The 18,718-nt window shown below is 70.5% G+C and carries 15 protein-coding genes, 3 tRNA genes and 1 pseudogene; 15 read left to right on the forward strand and 4 right to left on the reverse strand.

Annotated features, from left to right (window positions below; genetic code table 11):
* Positions 1 to 405: pseudogene (locus ABD194_RS00695) on the reverse strand (Fe-S oxidoreductase); the annotation flags it as partial.
* A 272-nt stretch (positions 406 to 677) separates the two neighbouring features.
* Between ABD194_RS00695 and cysK the strand changes: the two are divergent.
* The 7 genes from cysK (at position 678) to ABD194_RS00730 (ending at position 5,606) form a co-directional block, all read left to right on the forward strand.
* On the forward strand, positions 678 to 1,607 hold the full coding sequence (cysK, locus tag ABD194_RS00700; RefSeq protein ID WP_343985989.1) for a cysteine synthase A: 930 nt from the start codon (positions 678 to 680) through the stop codon (positions 1,605 to 1,607).
* Position 1,608: 1 nt separating this feature from the next.
* The gene (cysE, locus tag ABD194_RS00705) at positions 1,609 to 2,325 is read left to right on the forward strand and encodes a serine O-acetyltransferase (RefSeq protein WP_343985992.1); all 717 of its coding nucleotides are present in this window, start codon (positions 1,609 to 1,611) and stop codon (positions 2,323 to 2,325) included.
* 84 nt (positions 2,326 to 2,409) lie between these two features.
* The gene (locus ABD194_RS00710; RefSeq protein WP_343985995.1) at positions 2,410 to 2,661 is read left to right on the forward strand and encodes a hypothetical protein; all 252 of its coding nucleotides are present in this window, start codon (positions 2,410 to 2,412) and stop codon (positions 2,659 to 2,661) included.
* Between the two features lie 36 nt (positions 2,662 to 2,697).
* Entirely contained in the window at positions 2,698 to 3,363 is a 666-nt protein-coding gene (locus tag ABD194_RS00715) for a hypothetical protein (protein WP_343985998.1), read from the forward strand.
* Between the two features lie 229 nt (positions 3,364 to 3,592).
* Positions 3,593 to 3,683, forward strand: a tRNA-Ser gene (locus ABD194_RS00720).
* Between the two features lie 642 nt (positions 3,684 to 4,325).
* Positions 4,326 to 5,174 (forward strand): dihydropteroate synthase, encoded by an 849-nt coding sequence (folP, locus tag ABD194_RS00725; protein WP_425579921.1) that lies wholly within the window; start codon positions 4,326 to 4,328, stop codon positions 5,172 to 5,174.
* A gap of 228 nt (positions 5,175 to 5,402) precedes the next feature.
* Positions 5,403 to 5,606: a cold-shock protein gene (locus tag ABD194_RS00730; protein ID WP_030200907.1), complete on the forward strand. Its 204-nt coding sequence runs from the start codon at positions 5,403 to 5,405 to the stop codon at positions 5,604 to 5,606.
* 120 nt (positions 5,607 to 5,726) lie between these two features.
* Here the strand turns inward: ABD194_RS00730 and ABD194_RS00735 are convergent, their stop codons facing one another.
* Positions 5,727 to 7,265 (reverse strand): LCP family protein, encoded by a 1,539-nt coding sequence (locus ABD194_RS00735; protein ID WP_343986009.1) that lies wholly within the window; start codon positions 7,263 to 7,265, stop codon positions 5,727 to 5,729.
* A gap of 194 nt (positions 7,266 to 7,459) precedes the next feature.
* On the opposite strand from ABD194_RS00735, the gene ABD194_RS00740 reads away from it, so the two are divergent.
* Positions 7,460 to 7,546 (forward strand) — tRNA-Ser (locus tag ABD194_RS00740).
* Positions 7,547 to 7,641: 95 nt separating this feature from the next.
* Here ABD194_RS00740 and ABD194_RS00745 read toward each other — a convergent pair.
* Complete coding sequence (locus ABD194_RS00745; protein WP_343986012.1) at positions 7,642 to 8,211, reverse strand: DUF6328 family protein; 570 nt, start codon at positions 8,209 to 8,211, stop codon at positions 7,642 to 7,644.
* A gap of 190 nt (positions 8,212 to 8,401) precedes the next feature.
* On the reverse strand, positions 8,402 to 10,246 hold the full coding sequence (locus ABD194_RS00750; protein WP_343986015.1) for a phosphoenolpyruvate carboxykinase (GTP): 1,845 nt from the start codon (positions 10,244 to 10,246) through the stop codon (positions 8,402 to 8,404).
* A 429-nt stretch (positions 10,247 to 10,675) separates the two neighbouring features.
* On the opposite strand from ABD194_RS00750, the gene ABD194_RS00755 reads away from it, so the two are divergent.
* From ABD194_RS00755 to argS, 7 genes are all read left to right on the forward strand, one after another.
* Positions 10,676 to 10,748, forward strand: a tRNA-Arg gene (locus tag ABD194_RS00755).
* Between the two features lie 237 nt (positions 10,749 to 10,985).
* Positions 10,986 to 11,267, forward strand: a complete 282-nt coding sequence (locus tag ABD194_RS00760) for an amphi-Trp domain-containing protein (protein ID WP_343986018.1) — start codon at positions 10,986 to 10,988, stop codon at positions 11,265 to 11,267.
* Entirely contained in the window at positions 11,264 to 12,580 is a 1,317-nt protein-coding gene (locus ABD194_RS00765; RefSeq protein ID WP_343986021.1) for a diacylglycerol/lipid kinase family protein, read from the forward strand. The genes ABD194_RS00760 and ABD194_RS00765 overlap by 4 nt, the downstream gene beginning before the upstream one ends.
* Positions 12,577 to 13,155, forward strand: a complete 579-nt coding sequence (locus tag ABD194_RS00770; RefSeq protein ID WP_343986024.1) for a phosphatase PAP2 family protein — start codon at positions 12,577 to 12,579, stop codon at positions 13,153 to 13,155. The genes ABD194_RS00765 and ABD194_RS00770 overlap by 4 nt, the downstream gene beginning before the upstream one ends.
* A gap of 410 nt (positions 13,156 to 13,565) precedes the next feature.
* Positions 13,566 to 15,218, forward strand: a complete 1,653-nt coding sequence (locus ABD194_RS00775; RefSeq protein WP_343986027.1) for an AMP-binding protein — start codon at positions 13,566 to 13,568, stop codon at positions 15,216 to 15,218.
* 161 nt (positions 15,219 to 15,379) lie between these two features.
* On the forward strand, positions 15,380 to 16,828 hold the full coding sequence (locus ABD194_RS00780) for a sunset domain-containing protein (RefSeq protein ID WP_343986030.1): 1,449 nt from the start codon (positions 15,380 to 15,382) through the stop codon (positions 16,826 to 16,828).
* Positions 16,829 to 16,902: 74 nt separating this feature from the next.
* Positions 16,903 to 18,663, forward strand: coding sequence for an arginine--tRNA ligase (gene argS / locus ABD194_RS00785; RefSeq protein ID WP_343986033.1), 1,761 nt, complete (start codon positions 16,903 to 16,905; stop codon positions 18,661 to 18,663).
* Positions 18,664 to 18,718 lie beyond the last annotated feature (55 nt).

The raw sequence follows: 18,718 nt of genomic DNA on the forward strand, positions 1-18,718 counted from the left end.
GTTCTTCTGCCGGATCACCATGAGCAGCAGGATCGAGATGAAGCCCGCGAAGGCAAAGAAGTCGGTGATCCACTCGTAGAGGAAGAAGTGCCCGATCACCGGGAGCACGAAGTCCGGCGCGAAGAGCTGGCCGAAGGCGTTGACCAGCGTGAAGAAGAGGATCCCGAAGCTGATCATCGTGAACCAGTGCGCAGCCGCCACGACCGGCAGCCGCGACATGCGGGTGTGGCCGAGGAACTCGCGCACCAGGGTGCGGGTGCGAGCGCCCTTGTCGTCGCTGCGGTCCTCGGGCTGTCCCAGCCGGAAGGTCGCGAGGAAGTGGTTCACCGTCTTGGTGAAGAGGGCGACGGCGACGGCGGTGACGCCGAGGCAGACGACGACGGCGACGATCTGGAGGGCACTCATGCCGGCGAGTCTACTGACGGGTTAACAAGCGCTCCGGGAATGTGACGGCCGTCGCGCCGTGACGCTCGTCCCCTTCGTCATCGTCGTCCGCAGGGCGGACGGCATACGTCCTCTGCCCGGGTGTGCGGGAGTGCGCCGAAGCGACCGCATGGCGGGCGCGAGGTTGGCAAGGAATAACGGCGTGTTGGAATATGCATAAGCAGGGTCCGGTTGTCGTAGGCGACCGAGTCCATCGACGGTTCGCCGTACCCAAGGCCGAAAGGGCATCCGCAATGCCGATTTACGACGACGTGACCAAGCTGGTCGGCAACACCCCGCTCGTGCGCCTCAACCGGGTGACCGACGGGGCGCAGGCGACCGTGGCGGCCAAGCTCGAGTTCTACAACCCCGCCAACTCCGTCAAGGACCGCATCGGCGTCGCGATCGTCGATGCGGCGGAGGCGAGTGGTGAGCTGCAGCCCGGCGGCACGATCGTCGAGGCGACGTCCGGCAACACGGGCATCGCGCTCGCCATGGTCGGGGCGGCTCGCGGCTACACGGTCGTGCTGACCATGCCCGAGTCGATGAGCAAGGAGCGTCGTGCGTTGCTGCGCGCCTTCGGCGCCGAGCTCGTCCTCACCGACCCTGCCACCGGCATGAAGGGCGCCGTCGCCAAGGCCGAGGAGATCGCCGCCGAGCGGGGCGGCGTCCTCGCCCGCCAGTTCGCCAACGTGGCGAACCCCGAGATCCACCGCAAGACCACGGCCGAGGAGATCTGGAAGGACACCGACGGCGAGGTCGACATCGTCGTCGCCGGCATCGGCACCGGCGGGACCATCACGGGCGTCGGCCAGGTGCTCAAGTCCCGCAAGCCGGACGTGAAGATCATCGCCGTCGAGCCCGCCGAGTCGCCGATCCTCAACGGCGGCCAGCCCGGTCCTCACAAGATCCAGGGCCTCGGCGCCAACTTCGTCCCGGAGATCCTCGATACCGAGGTCTACGACGAGGTCATCGACATCGACGCCGAGACCTCGGTGAAGTGGGCGCGCCGCGCCGCCACCGAGGAGGGCCTGCTCGTCGGCATCAGCTCCGGAGCTGCGATCGCCGCAGCCGTCCAGGTCGCCCAGCGCGAGGAGAACAGGGGCAAGACGATCGTCGTGGTCATCCCCTCCTTCGGCGAGCGCTACCTGTCGACCATCCTCTTCGAGGGCCTCGTCGACTGACATGAGCACCGCAGCGAAGTTCGACCGCGAGGGTCGAGGCGCCGAGAAGCCGCTGACGCTCGTGCGCGGCGACGGCGGCGCGAGCGCCTCCCACGACGCCGAGCGCCCGAAGACGGCCGAGCGTGGGTATGCCGGCCCGCTCGGCTTCGTGCGCAAGCTCGCCGACCGTGCGCTCGAGGACGTCGACGGCGCGATCGCCCGCGACCCCGCAGCGAGCTCGCGGCTCGAGCTGGTGCTGACCTCGCCGGGGCTGCACGCCATCTGGGCGCACCGCGGGCTGCACGAGCTGTGGAAGCGGCCGGGTGGGCGGTTGCCGGCGCGGGTGCTCGCCACCGTGGCGCGGTCCGTCACCGGGGTGGAGATCCACCCCGCGGCGCAGATCGGGCGACGGTTCTTCATCGACCACGGCATGGGCGTGGTCATCGGCGAGACGGCCGAGGTCGGTGACGACGTCATGCTCTACCACGGCGTGACGCTCGGCGGCCGGTCGCTCCAGCACGTCAAGCGCCACCCCACCGTCGGCAACCGCGTCACGATCGGCGCCGGGGCCCGGGTGCTCGGCGCGGTCCGCGTCGGCGACGACGTGCAGATCGGCGCGAACTCCGTCGTCGTGAAGGACGTTCCGACGGGAGCGGTGGCCACCGGCATACCGGCTGTGGTGCGGTTCCCGAAGCGCGACGCGGCGAACCAGTGGCTCGACCCCGCGATGTACATCTGAGCTCCCAGGAAAGAAGGGCCCCGACCGCGATCCGGCCGGGGCCCTTCGCCGTGCCCGGTCCGGGATCCCTGCCAGACTGCGAGCGTGGGTGGCGCTGCGCACGAGGCGAGCCGCGTGGTGGCTGCTGCTAGCGGAACGGCATACGCAGTGGTCGTCCCCACGACTGCGCCCGGTCCGGGCAGCTGGGCCGGCGCGCCGAGCGCCGCCCTCGACGTCGACGGCGGATTCGTCGTCGCCTACCGGGTGCGGACGTCGGAGCAGCGTGGGAGCGCCACCTTCGTGGGCCTGGCTCCCGACGGCGAGCACCTGACGCCGGTCGCGCGCCTCGACAAGTAACGGTTCGGCGCGGAGTCGCTCGAGCGGCCGGCGCTCGTGCGCACCGGCTCGGGCCGGTGGCGCCTCTACGTGTCGTGTGCGACGCCCGGCAGCAAGCACTGGCGGATCGACGTGCTCGAGGCGGACGAGCCGGCCGGGCTCGAGCACGCGGAGGCTCGGACCGTCTTCGCCGGAGATGCGCACACGGGCCTCAAGGACCCGGTCGTCCGGCGGGCGGCTCCGGGCTGGCAGGCGTGGGTGTGCTGCCACCCGCTCGACATCGCGGACGAGGAGGACCGCATGGTCACCCGGTATGCGACGAGCGTGGACGGCCTGGCGTGGAACTGGGGCGGGGTGGCCCTCCGTGGTCGCGCCGGGAGCTGGGACGCCCGCGGCACCCACGTGACCGCCGTGCTGCCCGACGGGTCCGCCACCTACGACGGACGCGCCAGCAAGGCCGAGAACTTCTCCGAGCGCACCGGCACGGCCGTTCCCGGCGCGGCCACCGGCGCGCTGCTGGCGCGGGCGGCCGCCCCGGTCGGCGAGGCCCGCTACCTCGACGTCGTCCCGCTGCCGGGCCCACCTCCGGCGCGCACTCCGGGTCCCGAGCCGCTCGGTCCGACCGGCTCCTACCGCCTGTACTTCGAGGCACCACTCGCCGACGGCAGCCACGAGCTCCGGACGCAGCTGGTGACGACGCAGGCGCCCCCCGTGCGCCGGTGAGCAAACCCGTCGATCTGCGGACAGGGTGCCCACGCACCCCCACAATGGTCGGAGAGCGACCGTTCCTCCGTCACTGGTCGACATGCCTCCGGCGCGCGGGTCCGGACGGGTTGGCCGACCGCGGTCTGCTCCGAGGTGAGTCATGGACAGACTGCTACGTGGGCAGATATGACGACGGCGGGCCCGGTCGCTAGCGTGTCCTCTGACATCCGGCGTCGTCCGGGCGTCTGGAGGGCTCGCATAGTGGCCGAGTGCGGCGGTCTTGAAAACCGCTATGGGTTCATAGCCCATCGTGGGTTCGAATCCCACGCCCTCCGCCACGAGCCCGCGCGCGGACGAGCGGACTGAGTGCGTCCCCACCCTCCGTCCGCAAATGCGCCGTGGCGCGGTTTCCGCAGACCGAGCCGACAGGGCATGAAAAAAGGGGCTCCGGAGATCCGGAGTCCCTTTCGTCTCACGCGCTGGCCCTCGATGAGGTCCAGTGGTGCACGTGCTCTCAGAGCAGGCCGAGCCGCTCCTCGAACGTCGTGCTGGAGTTGTACTGACCGACCGGCAGTGACCTGGACGGACGGTTCATGGCCGCGAACAACGACACGATGTACGACATCTTCTGTATTCAGTTTCCTTGTGCCAGAGCCGCGGTCGTCTCTCGACCGGTGCTCGGTGGTCGACCGTCATTGCGGGACGGTCGGGACCGGCGGACCATCCGCGGCCCTGCCGGGAGCGTGGCCGGGCCGCGGATGACGTCTGCAGGACAATGGTAACAGTTCGACAACCATGCCCCGTCCCACCGTTGACTGTTGCCGGAGCACGTGAGATACGAGGGTGTGAGCAGACGCGGAGGCCCGGAGCCCACGCCAGAGACCGCCGCCATCCTGGCCGGCATCGCCCCCGTTGGCCCGCCGTCGGCCCGCCCCCTGGTCCTCCGGGGCCGCAGGTTCGACGCTGCTTCTCCGGCGGTGATGGCCATCGTGAACCGCACCCCCGACTCCTTCTTCAGCGGCAACCGCCATGCCGACCTAGAGTCGGCTCGGGCGGCCTTCCTCGACGCGGTGGCGCAGGGTGCCGACATCGTCGACGTGGGCGGGGTCAGGGCCGGGCAGGAGGGGGAGGCGGTCGACGCCGACGAGGAGATCCGTCGCGTCGTGCCGTTCCTGCAGTGGGCCAGGACGGAGCACCCGGACGTCATCCTCAGCCTCGACACCTGGCGCTCGCAGGTCGCCCGCGAGGCGGCCGGCTCGGTCGACCTCGTCAACGACACCTGGGCGGGCCACGACCGGGAGCTCGTCCACGTCGCCTCCGCCATCGGTGCCGGCTACGTCATCTCACATACCGGCGGCCTGCCGCCTCGCACCGACCCGGTCGACGTCACCTATGGAGACGACCCGCTCGACGTCGTTCGGGACGTCGTGGAGGTCCTCGGGGACGGTGCCCGCGTGGCCGAGCGTGCCGGCATACCCGAGGAGCGCATCCTCGTCGACCCGACCCTCGACTTCGGGAAGACGACCGCCCACTCCCTCGAGGTGCTGCGCCACACCGCCGATGTGGTGGCGCTGGGGTACCCAGTGCTGCAAGCGATCTCACGCAAGGACTTCGTGGGGGAGGCGCTGGACCTGCCCCCGGAGGAGCGCCTGGAGGGCTCGCTCGCGGCGACGGCCGTGGCCGCCTGGCTCGGCGCAACCGTCTTCCGGACGCACGACGTGCGAGCGACCCGGCGAGCCCTCGACATGGTCGCGACGATCCGCGGCGACCGGCCTCCTCGGCTGGCGCTGCGCGGCACCCGACGTGACCACGCCGCCAACGGATCCTGAACGGAAAACTGGGGCTGCGATCCGTCGGGCCGACCGCTCGGTAGTCTGCTAGGTTCGTCGCGGTTGCAGTTGTAGTTCCTCGCAGTCGAGCAGGCGCCCGTCATCCGCAACGGTGGCGGGATTTTGTTATCGACATCGATGGGTTCGCCCGTCGAGTGGAGTCAAAGCGGCGACTTGGGATGCGCGAGGTGCGTCGTTCCACACGCTAAAGAAGGAAGAGTTACCCGTATGGCACAGGGCACCGTCAAGTGGTTCAACGCTGAGAAGGGCTTTGGCTTCATCGCCCAGGACGGCGGCGGCCCCGACGTTTTCGTCCACTACTCGGCCATCCAGTCGAACGGCTACCGTTCGCTGGAAGAGGCGCAGCGAGTCGAGTTCGAGGTCACCCAGGGTCCCAAGGGCCCGCAGGCCGACGCAGTTCGCCCGCTCTGATCAGCTCGAGATCAACGCAACGAGCGACACCCAACCTCAGTCGTTTGTGACAAAGCCCCCGGCCAGTGGCCGGGGGCTTTGTTGTGTGTCAGGTCGCCGGGTTGCCGGCGACCGGGTGACTCAGCACTGGTCGTAGGGGGTCGTCGTCGGCGACGGGGTGCTCGTGGGGCGCGGCGCCGTCGTGCCGGGCGTGGTGGTCGTCGTCGGCTTGGGGGCGACCTTCGGCGAGATGCCCTTCTGCACGAACGCGTGGATTTCGTCGTAGTCGGGGTTGACCGAGTTGAAGTCCGGGATCTGCGTCAGCGACAGGCTGTTGATCTTGCCGCTCTTCTGGACGCGCTCGATCAGGTCGACGAAGGCGGGCAGGTCCTGCGCCGGGATGTCGGTGTAGATGTTGTCGCGAGCGATGCGCGCGATCTCGGGGTACTTCGAGACCATCTGCGCGGGGTCGACCTGCTTCACGACGGCCTGGATGACGCACCGCTGGCGGGCCTGCCGGTAGTCGTCGCTGTCGGCGGCACGGGTGCGGGCGTACCAGAGGGCGAGGGTGCCGGTCAGGTGCTGCACGCCGGGCGTGAAGTAGCCCGTCACGTGGCCGGTGATGCCGCCGTTGCCGTCGCTGTGTCCACCGATGGGCAGCTTGGTGCCGAAGCCGCTCAGCTTGACGTTGACCGTGACTCCGCCCATCGCGTCGATGAGCTGGGAGAAGCCCTTGAGGTCCACGACGACGGTGTGGTCGATCTTCAGGCCGAGCACGTCTCCGATGACGTTGCGCGTCTCGTCGCGTCCGGGGGCGACGCCGGTGTAGGAGCCGGGGTGTGCCTGGCGGTACTGGTCGACCTCGGTCCAGATCGCGTTGAGCATGCACTGGTCGGCGGGGTCGGTCTGGGCCCGGATGCAGTACGGCTTGCCGTAGGTGCCGCTCGGGTAGAGACCCCGCAGCGGGCTCGTCTTGGGCAGCGGCACCTTCTGCAGGTTGCGCGGCAGGGAGATGAGCGCGGTGCGACCGGTCTTCGTGTCGATGCTCGCGACGATCATCGAGTCGGTCCGGGTGCCCGTGCGCCCGACGCCCGCGTCGGAGCCGAGGAGCAGGATGTTGACGCGCGCCTGGTCCGCCCACGGGTCGTCGCCCTCGGCGACCTTCACGCCGACGCCGGGCTTGCCGGGGGCGCTGCCGAAGACGGACGCGACGGTCGTCTTGGTGATGGTGCCGTACTCGGCGAGCTTGAAGGAGGACCCGGCGACGAGGAACACCATGAGCGTGGTGAAGGCCGCCAGGACCCGGGTGCGGGTGCGGTCGAGACGGCTCGGCCGGGCCTGCACCGCCGTCAGGATGATCGAGGCGCACCAGAGGATGCCGCCGACGACCAGCGCCACGACCACGGTCTGGAGCACCGTGGGCCGGGCCATGACGGACAGGGCCACGTTGGTCACGCCGGTCCGGGCCACGTAGTAGGCCACACAGACGCCGGAGGCGATGGCGAGCAGCAGCAGCGCCCAGCCCGCCTTGCGGCTGCGGGTCTGCGTGAGCCCGGCGCCCGGGATGATGGTGCCCAGGGCGGTGAGGCCGAGAGCGCGCCGGAACCCGGCGGCTCGCTGGCGGCGCAGCACCTCGCGGGTCGCGGGCGTCGCCGGACCTCGCGTGTTCGGGTACGTCATGGAATCCTTCCTCGCAGGCACGTCCGCACGTGCCGCCAGCACATTGTGCCCTGTCATCCTGATCGTTGCCTCATTCAAGTGGGTATGCCGTGTGGCCACGTTCTCGCCCCCGTTTTGGCGGGGCGCGTGGCTGCCGGTAGCCTGTGCTGGCCCGTGTATCCGAAGCCGCTCCGGCGGCCTGGGACTGCGGGCACGGAGGCGTCGCATAGTGGCCTAGTGCGCCCGCCTGCTAAGCGGGTTGAGGATAAAACCTCTCGCGGGTTCAAATCCCGCCGCCTCCGCTCCAGAACGCCGAATGCCCCCGAGTGAGCTCGGGGGCATTCGGCGTCTCGTGTCGAGCTGCGACGCGATCCGCGAAGCCTGGCCTCTTCGCGGGTCAGGCGGGGGAGGCGCCGCCGGCCTTCCCCCCGGACTTCTCCTTGGACGTCTGGCCGGCCTTCTGGCCGGCTTTCTCGACGGCGTCCTCTCGTCGGCCGCGGCGCCGCTGCGACAGCGGCAGGAGCACCCAGAGCGAGAGCCCGAGCACGGCCAGGGCAGCGCCGATCCAGAGGGCTGCAGTGTCCTTCAGCAGCACGTCGAGCACGAGCACGACACCCCCGACGATGCCGGTGCCGAGGAAGAAGAGCCCCGTCCCGATGAGTGTGTCGGTGTGCCGCACGACGAAGTCCTTGAGCCCCTCCCGGAACAGCATCCGGTGCATCGCGACCGGGGCCATGAAGATGAGCGTGCAGATCGCGACCGACAGCAGGGTGACGACGTAGATGCCCCGCTGCAGGTCGGTCAGGCTGGTGAACCGCTGCTGGAACGGGATGGTGAGCAGAAAGGCGAAGAGGATCTGCACCCCCGTCTGGGTGATGCGCAGCTCCTGCAGCTGCTCGTTGAAGTTGCGGTCGAGCCGCTGCGCCTCGCTCTCGTCGCGGGTGTAGCCGTCGTCGTGGTCGCTCATGCCTCTCCTGTACCCGTCACGTCGCGGGACAGCGCACGTATGCGGCGTGCCGGGCGACACGGCCTACGTCCTCGGTCGGTGGTGGGACCCCGCAACCGGGCGGCATGACGGAGGGCCCGGCACCGTGAGGTGCCGGGCCCTGCATCACGTCGTCCTCCGGCCGCCGGCAAGCAGGTGAAGGACCGGCCTCTCAGCCCGCGCTGACGCGGGCCTTGAGGGCGTCGAACTGTGCCCACAGCTCGGCGGGGAGCTGCTCGCCGAACCTGTCGAACCACTCCTGGATGAGGGGCAGCTCCGCCTCCCAGTCGGCGTCGTCGACCCTGATGGCCTTGGCCACCTGCTCGCGCGTCAGGTCGAGCCCGTCGACGTCGAGCGAGTCCGCGGTCGGCACGAACCCGATCGCGGTCTCGACGGCGTCGGCGTCGCCCTCGAGGCGCTCGACGACCCACTTCAGGACGCGGCTGTTCTCGCCGAAGCCGGGCCAGAGGAAGGAGCCGTCCTCGTCGTCGCGACGGAACCAGTTGACGCCGAAGATGCGGGGGAGCCTGGAGGCGTCCGCGCTCTTGCCGATCTCGAGCCAGTGGTTCATGTAGTCGCCGGCGTGGTAGCCGATGAACGGCAGCATCGCCATCGGGTCGCGGCGCACGACGCCGACGGCACCGGTCGCCGCCGCGGTGGTCTCCGAGGAGAGCGTTGCGCCGATGAAGGTGCCGTGCGTCCAGTCGCGCGACTCGTAGACGAGCGGCACGGTCGTCTTGCGGCGGCCGCCGAAGAGGATCGCGTCGATCGGCACGCCGTCGGGGCTGTCGTACTCCGGGGCGATCATCGGACACTGCTTGGCCGGGGTGCAGAAGCGGCTGTTGGGGTGGGCCGCCTTGGTGCCGGCCTCGCCGTCGGCCGGCGTCCAGTCGTTGCCGAGCCAGTCGGTAAGGTGCGCCGGCGGCTCGTCGGTCATGCCCTCCCACCAGACGTCGCCGTCATCGGTCAGGGCGACGTTGGTGAAGACCGAGTTGCCCCGGTCGATCGTGGCCATGGCGTTGGGGTTGGTGGACTCGCCGGTGCCGGGCGCCACCCCGAAGAGGCCGAACTCGGGGTTGACCGCGTAGAGACGGCCGTCCTCGCCGAAGCGCATCCAGGCGATGTCGTCGCCGACCATCTCGGCCTTCCAGCCGGGGATGGTGGGCGTGATCATGGCGAGGTTCGTCTTGCCGCAGGCCGAGGGGAACGCCGCCGCGATGTAGCGCACGCTGCCCTTGGGGGACGTGAGCTTGAGGATGAGCATGTGCTCGGCCATCCAGCCCTCGTCGCGGGCGACCGCCGAGGCGATGCGCAGGGCGTAGCACTTCTTGCCGAGCAGGGCGTTGCCGCCGTAGCCCGAGCCGTAGCTCCAGATCGCGCGCTCCTCGGGGAAGTGCACGATGTACTTCGTGTCGGAGCACGGCCACCGGACGTCGGTCTCATCCTCGGCCAGCGGAGCGCCCACCGAGTGGAGGGCGGGCACGTAGGAGGCGTCGGTCTCCTCGATCTTGCGGAGCACCTCGTCGCCGCAGCGCGCCATGACGAGCATGGAGACGACGACGTAGGCGGAGTCGGTGATCTCCACACCGAACATCGGGGCCTTGGCGTCGAGGTGGCCCATGACGAACGGGATGACGTACATCGTGCGGCCCCGCATGGACCCGCGGTAGAGCTCGGTCATCCGAGCCTTCATCTCGTCGGGGGCCATCCAGTTGTTGGTGGGCCCGGCGTCCTTCTCCTCGACCGAGCAGATGAACGTCCGGTCCTCGACGCGTGCGACATCGGTCGGGTCGCTCGCGCAGTAGAAGGAGTTCGGCTTCTTGCTCTCGTCGAGCCGGACGAACGTCCCGGCATCGACGAGCTGGTCGGTGAGCTCGGTCCACTCCTCGGGGGAGCCGGTGATCCAGCGGATGTCGCGCGGCTGCGTCAGCTCCGCGACCTGCTCGACCCACGCGGCCAGGCCCGCGTGCGTCGTGTGTGTCTGTTTCTCGTGGGTCGTGGTCAACTCGGGGCCCATCCCTTCGCGCGCGGTGCCGCCCGGCACCACGTCGTGCCGGTGTGAAGCTGCTTGGCAGGTGGCTTCCGAGGTTGCCCGGGTCGGGTCCACGGTGTCCACATGCTGAGCAGATGACGTGATGCCTTCAAGGTACGCGTAGCCACCTGACCCTTTCGCCGTCAACGGGAGGGGAGCCGGTGAGACCGCTCACACCACGCCGCATACGCAAGGATTTCGACAGCCGGGTGTCGGATTCTTGCGAGAACTTGCAAGCGGCCGCACACGTGCGGGCGACGACGCGTCGCGGCGCGGCCGCAGCGTGGCTCAGCGTGGCTCAGCGTGGCGCAGCGTGGCGCGGCGCGGCCCAGCGGGGCTCGGCGGGGGCCGATTTCGTGGTTGCCGACCCGAGGCGCTAAGGTAACTTTTCGTTCCTCCCCGCAGGGGAACGACGCACCCGTAGCTCAACGGATAGAGCATCTGACTACGGATCAGAAGGTTTGGGGTTCGAATCCCTACGGGTGCACTCTGTGTTGAGACAGAAGACAGGCCCCGGTGCGCTCAGGCGCGGCCGGGGCCTTCGTCTTGTCCGGACCGTGCTCGCGAACGACGTGGAGGAACGGCTGCGACGCCCCTCGACCGGCAGGCTCGCTCCGAGAGGGTGATGAGTCGGCGTCGTGCCGAGCCCATCCTTAGGGCATCGGAGGTGTGCCGCGAGCGGGTTCCCGACGTGGTGAGGCCTCCCGGCGGAAGGGTGTGGACGATGGCCGACGTCAAGCTCGAGCGCAAGGAGCCGCTGTCGCGGGAGGAGGCGGCGCAGTGGCTCTCCGTGCTCTCCAAGGCCTTCGCCCGCGGCGGTGACGTCAAGCTGCCACTCGGCGCCGACACCGTCGAGCTTCGTCTCCCCGACCGGGTGCACGCCGAGTTCGAGGTCGAGGTCAGCGGCGACGAGGTCGAGGTCGAGGTCGAGTTCACCTGGTCCACGGCTCACCGGGAGGAGGACGGGGCGCCGTCGCTGTCGGGCGTCGCCTCCACACGCGGATGAACGGCAGCCGGCACAAGGCGTGGTGGGCGCGGCTGGCGCTCGTCCTCGCCGCCCTCGGCGTCGTCGGGCTCGCCGCGGCCGCGGCCTCGCGGGACGTCAGGCTCTTGCTCACGGTCGCGCTCGCCGTGGTCGTGTTCGTGACGGCGGGCTACTCGTTCCTGGCGTTCCGCGGCTGGCGCCGCAGCCTCAGCCTCGTCGTCCTCGTGGCGCTCCCGCTCGCCCTGGCCGCGCTCGTGGCCCTCAACCACCTCCTGCTCCCACTCGTGCTCTGCGTGGGGGTGTTCGTCCTGGCCGTGGCTGCCAGTCGGGTCGCCCTGATGCCGGGGGACGCCGAGCAGGGCATGCCCGAGCGGGTCGTCCCGCCGCCGCGTCATCCCTTCATCATCATGAACCCGCGCTCCGGCGGGGGGAAGGTCGGCCGCTTCGGCCTGCAGGCCAAGGCCGAGGCCCTCGGCGCCGAGGTGGCGCTGCTCGAGGGGCCGGAGGTCATCGACGTCGCCGAGCTCGCCCGGCAGGCCGTGGCCCGTGGGGCGGACCTGCTCGGCGTGGCCGGCGGCGACGGGACGCAGGCGCTGGTCGCGGGGGTGGCGGCGGACCTCGACGTGCCACTGATGGTGATCAGCGCGGGCACCCGAAACCACTTCGCGCTCGATCTCGGGCTCGACCGGGAGGACCCGTCGAGGTGCCTGGCCGCGCTGGGGGAGGATGCGGTGGAACTACGGGTGGACCTGGGGGTGATCGCCGGGCGGACGTTCGTCAACAACGCCTCCTTCGGGGCCTACGCCGCTGCGGTGCAGAGCCCGGGCTACCGCGAGGACAAAACCCGCACGACCCTGGACGTGCTGCCCGACCTGCTGAGCGGGGCCAAGGGGCCCCAGCTGCGGCTGGACGTCGACGGGATCGTCGTCGAGCACCCGCAGGCGGTGCTGATCAGCGACAACCCCTACGGCATGGGAGACCTGGCCGGCCTGGGTCGCCGTGCCCGGCTCGACACGGGCCGGCTCGGTGTCGTGTCCGTGCACGCAGCCAGCCCGAGGCAGGCGGTGGGACTGCTGCGCGGCGCCACCCGGAACGGGCTGGTCTCCGTCACCGCCCCCGAGGTCGTCATCTCCTCGGACGCGCCGGAGGTGCCGGTCGGCATCGACGGCGAGTCCGTCGTCGTGCCCACACCGGTCCACTGCAGCCTGCGGCCCCGGGCGCTGCGCGTACGCGTCCCACGCGACCGGCCCGGCGTGCCTCCTTGGCGACCGACCTGGAGCTGGGCGCAGCTGTGGCGCCTGGCGTCCTTCTCCGGGACGGGTTCCTCCCGGTGACTCGGGGGTCTGAGCGGCTGAGGCAGGCCGGTCACGAGCTCGTCGAGCTGGACCGCGCCGTCCACGCCGCGGTGCACTCCACGCCGACGCCGCAGATCGACCACGCCCTCGCGCGGGTGTCACGAGCAGCAGACCGGTCGCTGCTGTGGATGGGGATCGCCACGGCGATGTCGCTGTCGGGCCGGCGCCGACGGCGGGCGGCGGTGGTGGGCATGGCGGCCCTCGGAGCGACCTCGGCCACCGTCAACCTCGTGGTGAAGCAGGGCCCCAAACGCGGCCGGCCGTCCATCGAGGGAACGGTGCGCACGCACGGCGTCAGCATGCCGGCCTCGCACTCCTGGCCCTCGGGCCACTCGGCCTCGGCCTTCGCGTTCTCCACGGCTGCCGGCGCCGGGGCGCCCGAGCTCGACACGGCGCTCCGGCTGGCAGCCACCGTGGTCGCGTACTCCCGGGTGCACACCGGCGTCCACTACCCGGGCGACGTCATCGCCGGCGCGGTGATCGGTGCGGGCATCGGCTCGCTGGCCCACCACCTCGCCCGCCGGGTCGGGCCGCGTTTCATGCCCTACGGGTGAGGTGGAGGCCGCGGGGTCGCGAGGGTATGCCCGAGACCCAGCTGAGCCAGGCGTTCGGGGGACGGCGGGGTCACGGGCAGCGCCGCGGACGCCATCATGGTCAACGCAGCGGCTCGGCTCGACGCCCTGCGCAACGCCTTCGGCGTCACCGCGCTGCTGACCGTGTGCGCGCTCTTCTTCACCCCGGATCCCGCGGCGGGCTCCGGGCAGCGACGGTTCGGAGGAGGAGGATCGGGAAGGGGTGGACGCGGGGACCGAGCCGCCCGAGGAGGCCCGAAGGGGGTGCACCGGACGCGAAGGACGGCTGGTGACGCGCAGCCGGCGGGACGGCATACGCGGACATCGCTTGCGCAGGTGCGGGAGCCGCTGTTGGGTGAGGGGAGACCGTCCGACGCCGCCCGGGAGCTTCCATGACCGCAGTGCAGACCCACCCCTCGACCGAGCTGGACCCGCATCTCTCGCACACCCGCGGTGAGAGCGAGCCGCCGTTGCTCGAGACGACGATTGGCGACGACTTCGACGCCACGGCAGAGCGTTTCGGTGAGCGTGAGGCGCTCGTCGACGTCGCGCAGGGCAAGCGGTGGACGTATGCCGCGTTGCGGGCCGACGTCGACCGGCTGGCTCGCGCGCTGCTCGCGTCGGGCGTGCGCAAGGGCGACCGCGTCGGGATCTGGGCGCCGAACTGCTCCGAGTGGACGCTGGTGCAGTACGCGACCGCCAAGATCGGAGCCATCCTCGTCAACATCAACCCGGCGTACCGGGCGCACGAGCTGCACTACGTCCTCGGCCAGGCGGGCATCTCCACGCTGGTCGCCGCCGAGTCGTTCAAGACGAGCGACTACCGGGGGATGGTCGAGGAGGTGCGCGAGGAGATCGACTCGCTCGAGCGCGTCGTCTACATCGGCACCTCCGACTGGGACGAGCTGCTCGCCCGCGCGGACGAGGTCACGGCGGAGGAGCTCGCGCGCGTGCAGGCCGGGCTGACGAACACCGAGCCGATCAACATCCAGTACACCTCTGGTACAACGGGATTCCCCAAGGGCGCGACCCTCAGCCACCGCAACATCTTGAACAACGGCTACATGGTCGGCGAGCTGTGCCGCTACACCGAGACCGACCGCGTCTGCATCCCGGTGCCCTTCTACCACTGCTTCGGCATGGTGATGGGGAATCTCGCCTGCACCTCGCACGGTGCCTGCATGGTGATCCCCGCGCCCGGCTTCGACCCCGCGGCGACGCTGCGCGCCACCCAGGACGAGAAGGTCACCTCGCTCTACGGCGTGCCGACGATGTTCATCGCCGAGTGGAACCTGGCCGACTTCTCCTCCTACGACCTGTCGACCGTGCGTACCGGCATCATGGCCGGATCCCCTTGTCCCGCAGAGCTGATGAAGAAGCTGATCGCGGCCGGCATCGAGGAGATGACCATCTGCTACGGCATGACGGAGACGTCGCCGGTCTCGACGCAGAACCGCACCGACGACACCTTCGAGCAGAAGGTCGGCACCGTCGGGCGCGTCGGGCCGCACCTCGAGATCAAGATCGTCGACCCGGCGACCGGCGAGACGCTCCCGCGCGGCCACGCGGGCGAGTTCATGACCAAGGGCTACTCGGTGATGCTCGGCTACTGGGAGCAGCCGGAGAAGACGGCCGAGGCGATCGAGGACGGCTGGATGCACACGGGCGACCTCGGCGTCATGCACGAGGACGGCTACGTCGAGATCACCGGCCGCATCAAGGACATGGTCATCCGCGGCGGTGAGAACGTCTATCCGCGCGAGATCGAGGAGTTCCTCTACACGCACCCCGACATCGTGGACGCGCAGGTGATCGGCGTCCCCGACGAGAAGTACGGGGAAGAGCTCTGCGCCTGGATCCGCATGAAGGAGGGGGCGACCCCGCTGACGCCGGAGTCGCTGCGCGAGTTCTGCAGCGGCCAGCTCGCGCACTACAAGATCCCGCGCTACGTCGAGATCGTCGACGAGTTCCCGATGACGGTGACGGGCAAGATCCGCAAGGTCGAGATGCGCGAGACGACGGCCAAGAGGCTCGGCCTGGCCTGACCCGCCTCCGCTGCACGGCATCGCGGTCGGGGCTCGACGTTGCCCCGTTCGAGCGCCCGCAGGGCGTGCCGCGGCGAGGGTGGCGCCTGCCTGCCCTGCCGCACAGTAGGTTTCCCCGGGGGAAGTGGTCGCGAGGACCTCGCAATCCGTAAGGGGATGGCATGTCAGACGCAGGCAAGACGGTTCTGTGGATCGTGGTGGCGGTCGCCGTGGTCGCAGTGATCATCTGGTTGTTCGTCTCCGCCGGGCGTCGGCGGGCGGCCGAGGCGCGGCGCTTCGAGGCCAGCGAGCAACGGGGCCGCGCCGCCGTCCCCCACGTCGAGCCGCGCGCCTCCCAGCGGCGCGCCGGACAGCGGGGGACCGCTGTCGCCACGCCGGCTGCTCCTGCTGCGCAGACCGGTTCTATGCAGCGCGAGACGGCCCAGCGGGAGGCGGCTGAGCGTGAGTCGGCCCAGCGTGAGGCGGCCCAGCGTGAGGCCGAGCGGCGCGAGGCCGCGCAGCGTGAGGCTGCGCAGCGTGAGGCGGAGGTGCGCGCTGCCGAGACCAGGCGGCGGGAGCAGGAGGCGGAGCAGCGCCGTCTCGGCGAGAGCCGCGGCGCGGGGACCACGTCGGTCCCAGCCTCGGGGATCGGAGCCGCGGCGGTGGGGGCCGCTGCCTTCACCCAGGAGGACGACGACGAGGACGACCTGGCAGACGCCGAGAACCCGTTCGCCGCGAGGCCGGCGACGGCAGTGGGTACTGGGAGTGCAGAGACGCACCCCGAGGAGAGGTCCACGACCGTGACCGAGAACCCCGCATCCGAGACCACGGACACCACGTCCACCGGAAGCACCGTCTTCGACCCCGAGACCAGCGACGGCACCGGCGCCACCGACACCACCGACACCACCGCGACCGTCGAGGGATCCGAAGACGCCGCCACGGGCGGCTCCACGCCCCAGGAGCCCGTGACGCCCCCGGTGGCGACCATCGACGAGCCGAAGAAGGTCGAGGTCCCGGCGCTCGCGGACCGCGACGACGTCATCGGCGAGGGCGGCACTCCGGCAGGCGACCCGGGCGACCACCGCGGCCAGCCGTGGGCGACGACGCCGGGTCAGCACGGCCCCGGCGACAGCGACGAGCCGGCGGACGAGGGCCTCGACGTCGACATGGCGCCGCACTCCCACGCCAGCGACGACGTCGACGAGACCGCCGAGGCGGTCAGCCCCGGGAACGACACCCCCCGCCGCGAGGAGGCGGAGCCGGCACCCGACGCCGCTGCCGCAGCGTTCCCCGACGAGGACACCCCCCAGGGCCACGACGCCACGAACGCCGAGCACGCCAGGACCGGCGAGGACGTCACGTCCGGTGAGAGCGACGCCGGCGGGCAGCGGGCCGGCACGCGGCGTACGTCCAGCTTCGACGAGGTCGTCGACGGTGGCTTCGGCCTCGGCTCGGCTGCGCCCATCGGCGACGGAGCCCAGCCGCTCGGCCACGCCGTCAAGGCCCGGCGCGACGGCAGGACCTTCGTGGCGCCCGGCGACGCCGGCTACGACGAGGTCGAGCCGGACGTGTGGTTCTACAACGAGGATGCCGCCCGCCGCGCCGGCTTCGACCGCCGGGGGGAGTGACCTCTTCGTGAGGGGCCCGCGCCGCCGGGAAACCGTGGCGCGGGCACCCAAGCGGCGCAAATAGACTTGCCGGCATGGTCTCCCCGCTCGTCGCGCTCACGCCCAAGGTCCAGTCCGCGATCGCCACCGCCCTCGGTGACGACTTCCGCGACGCCGACCCCGTGCTGCGCCCGTCGCAGTTCGCCGACGTGCAGGTCAACGCCGCGCTCGCGCTGGCCAAGAAGGCCGGTATGCCGCCGCGCGAGGTGGCGGGAAAGATCGTCGACGCGCTCGATCTCGACGGCGTGTGCGACACGGTCGAGGTTAGCGGCCCCGGGTTCATCAACCTGACCTTCGCCGATGCGTGGCTCGCCTCCCTCCTGCGTGAGGTCGAGGCCGACGAGCGCAACGGCGTGCCGCTGCAGCAGTCCGAGAACATCCCGATCGACTACTCCGCGCCCAACGTCGCCAAGGAGATGCACGTCGGGCACCTGCGCACGACGATCGTCGGCGACTCCCTCGCCCGCACGCTCGAGCACCTCGGCCACAACGTCATCCGGCAGAACCACATCGGCGACTGGGGCACCCCGTTCGGCATGCTCATCGAGCACCTGCTCGAGGTCGGGGAGGACTCGCCCGAGGCGGAGCTGCTCGTCTCCAACCCCAACGCCTTCTACCAGGCCGCCCGCACCAAGTTCGACACTGCGGAGAAGGCTGAGCCACACGGCAGCGCCGGCGACTTCGACGTGCGGTCGCGGGCTCGGGTCGTCAAGCTGCAGGCCGGCGACCCGGAGACGCTCCAGCACTGGCACGACCTCGTCGGGATGTCCAAGGCGTACTTCAACAAGGTCTACTCGACGCTCGGAGTCACGCTGACCGACGACGACCTGGCCGGCGAGTCGACCTACAACGACCACCTCGCGGCGATCTGCGACGAGCTCGAGAGCAAGGGCCTCGCCACGATGTCCGACGGCGCCCTGTGCGTCTTCCTCGAGGGCTACACCGGTCGCGAGGGCAAGCCGGTGCCGCTCATCATCCGCAAGTCCGACGGCGGCTACAACTACGGCACGACCGACCTGGCGACGATCCGCTACCGCGTGTCCACGCTCGGCGCCCACCGGGTGCTCTACGTCGTGGGCGCGCCGCAGGCCCTGCACTTCAGCATGGTCTGGGAGACCGCGCGGCGGGCCGGCTGGCTGCCCGACGACGTCGAGCCCGTCCACGTCCAGATCGGCAACGTGCTCGGCGAGGACCGCAAGATCCTGCGCACCCGCTCCGGCGCGTCGCTGCGGCTCATGGCCCTGCTCGAGGAGGCCGTCGACAAGGCCCGGGCGCTCATCGACACCAACCGGCCCGATCTCGACGAGTCGACGCGCGCGACGATCGCCCGGCAGATCGGCATCGGGGCCGTGAAGTACGCCGACCTCTCCGTCGCGCACGACAGCGAGTACGTCTTCGACCTCGACCGCATGGTCGCGCTCACCGGCAACACGGGTCCGTACCTCCAGTACGTCGTGGCGCGCATCCGCTCGATCTTCCGCCAGGTGGGGCTCGACCCGACGGCGCAGCACGCACCCCTGCTGCTCGGCGAGGCGCCCGAGCGTGCCCTCGGCGTGCACCTGCTCGGCTTCGGTGACGTCGTGGCCGAGGTCGGTGACACCTACGAGCCGCACCGGCTCGCGGCATACCTCTTCGAGCTGGCGCAGGCGTTCTCCGCCTTCTACGAGAACTGCCCCGTGCTCAAGGCCGAGCGCGACGAGGTGAAGGAGTCACGCCTCACGCTGTGCGCGCTCACGCTGCGGGTCATGAGGGCCGGGCTGGACATGCTGGGTCTGGAGTCCCCCGAGCAGATGTGATGCACCGGATGTGGCCTACGGGCTGATCACCCCGTAAGGATGATGTGAGGCGGAC

This window comes from Terrabacter terrae (assembly GCF_039529575.1).
Taxonomy (GTDB): Bacteria; Actinomycetota; Actinomycetes; order Actinomycetales; family Dermatophilaceae; genus Terrabacter; species Terrabacter terrae.

What these genes read in the sequence shown, in the direction of transcription:
- ABD194_RS00750 (WP_343986015.1), bottom strand. Translation starts at nt 10,246, where the DNA reads ATGGGCCCCGAGTTGACCACGACCCACGAGAAACAGACACACACGACG.
- ABD194_RS00765 (WP_343986021.1), top strand. Translation starts at nt 11,264, where the DNA reads ATGAACGGCAGCCGGCACAAGGCGTGGTGGGCGCGGCTGGCGCTCGTC.
- ABD194_RS00775 (WP_343986027.1), top strand. Translation starts at nt 13,566, where the DNA reads ATGACCGCAGTGCAGACCCACCCCTCGACCGAGCTGGACCCGCATCTC.
- ABD194_RS00760 (WP_343986018.1), top strand. Translation starts at nt 10,986, where the DNA reads ATGGCCGACGTCAAGCTCGAGCGCAAGGAGCCGCTGTCGCGGGAGGAG.
- argS (WP_343986033.1), top strand. Translation starts at nt 16,903, where the DNA reads ATGGTCTCCCCGCTCGTCGCGCTCACGCCCAAGGTCCAGTCCGCGATC.
- cysK (WP_343985989.1), top strand. Translation starts at nt 678, where the DNA reads ATGCCGATTTACGACGACGTGACCAAGCTGGTCGGCAACACCCCGCTC.
- ABD194_RS00745 (WP_343986012.1), bottom strand. Translation starts at nt 8,211, where the DNA reads ATGAGCGACCACGACGACGGCTACACCCGCGACGAGAGCGAGGCGCAG.
- cysE (WP_343985992.1), top strand. Translation starts at nt 1,609, where the DNA reads ATGAGCACCGCAGCGAAGTTCGACCGCGAGGGTCGAGGCGCCGAGAAG.
- ABD194_RS00780 (WP_343986030.1), top strand. Translation starts at nt 15,380, where the DNA reads ATGTCAGACGCAGGCAAGACGGTTCTGTGGATCGTGGTGGCGGTCGCC.
- ABD194_RS00735 (WP_343986009.1), bottom strand. Translation starts at nt 7,265, where the DNA reads ATGACGTACCCGAACACGCGAGGTCCGGCGACGCCCGCGACCCGCGAG.
- folP (WP_425579921.1), top strand. Translation starts at nt 4,326, where the DNA reads ATGGCCATCGTGAACCGCACCCCCGACTCCTTCTTCAGCGGCAACCGC.
- ABD194_RS00730 (WP_030200907.1), top strand. Translation starts at nt 5,403, where the DNA reads ATGGCACAGGGCACCGTCAAGTGGTTCAACGCTGAGAAGGGCTTTGGC.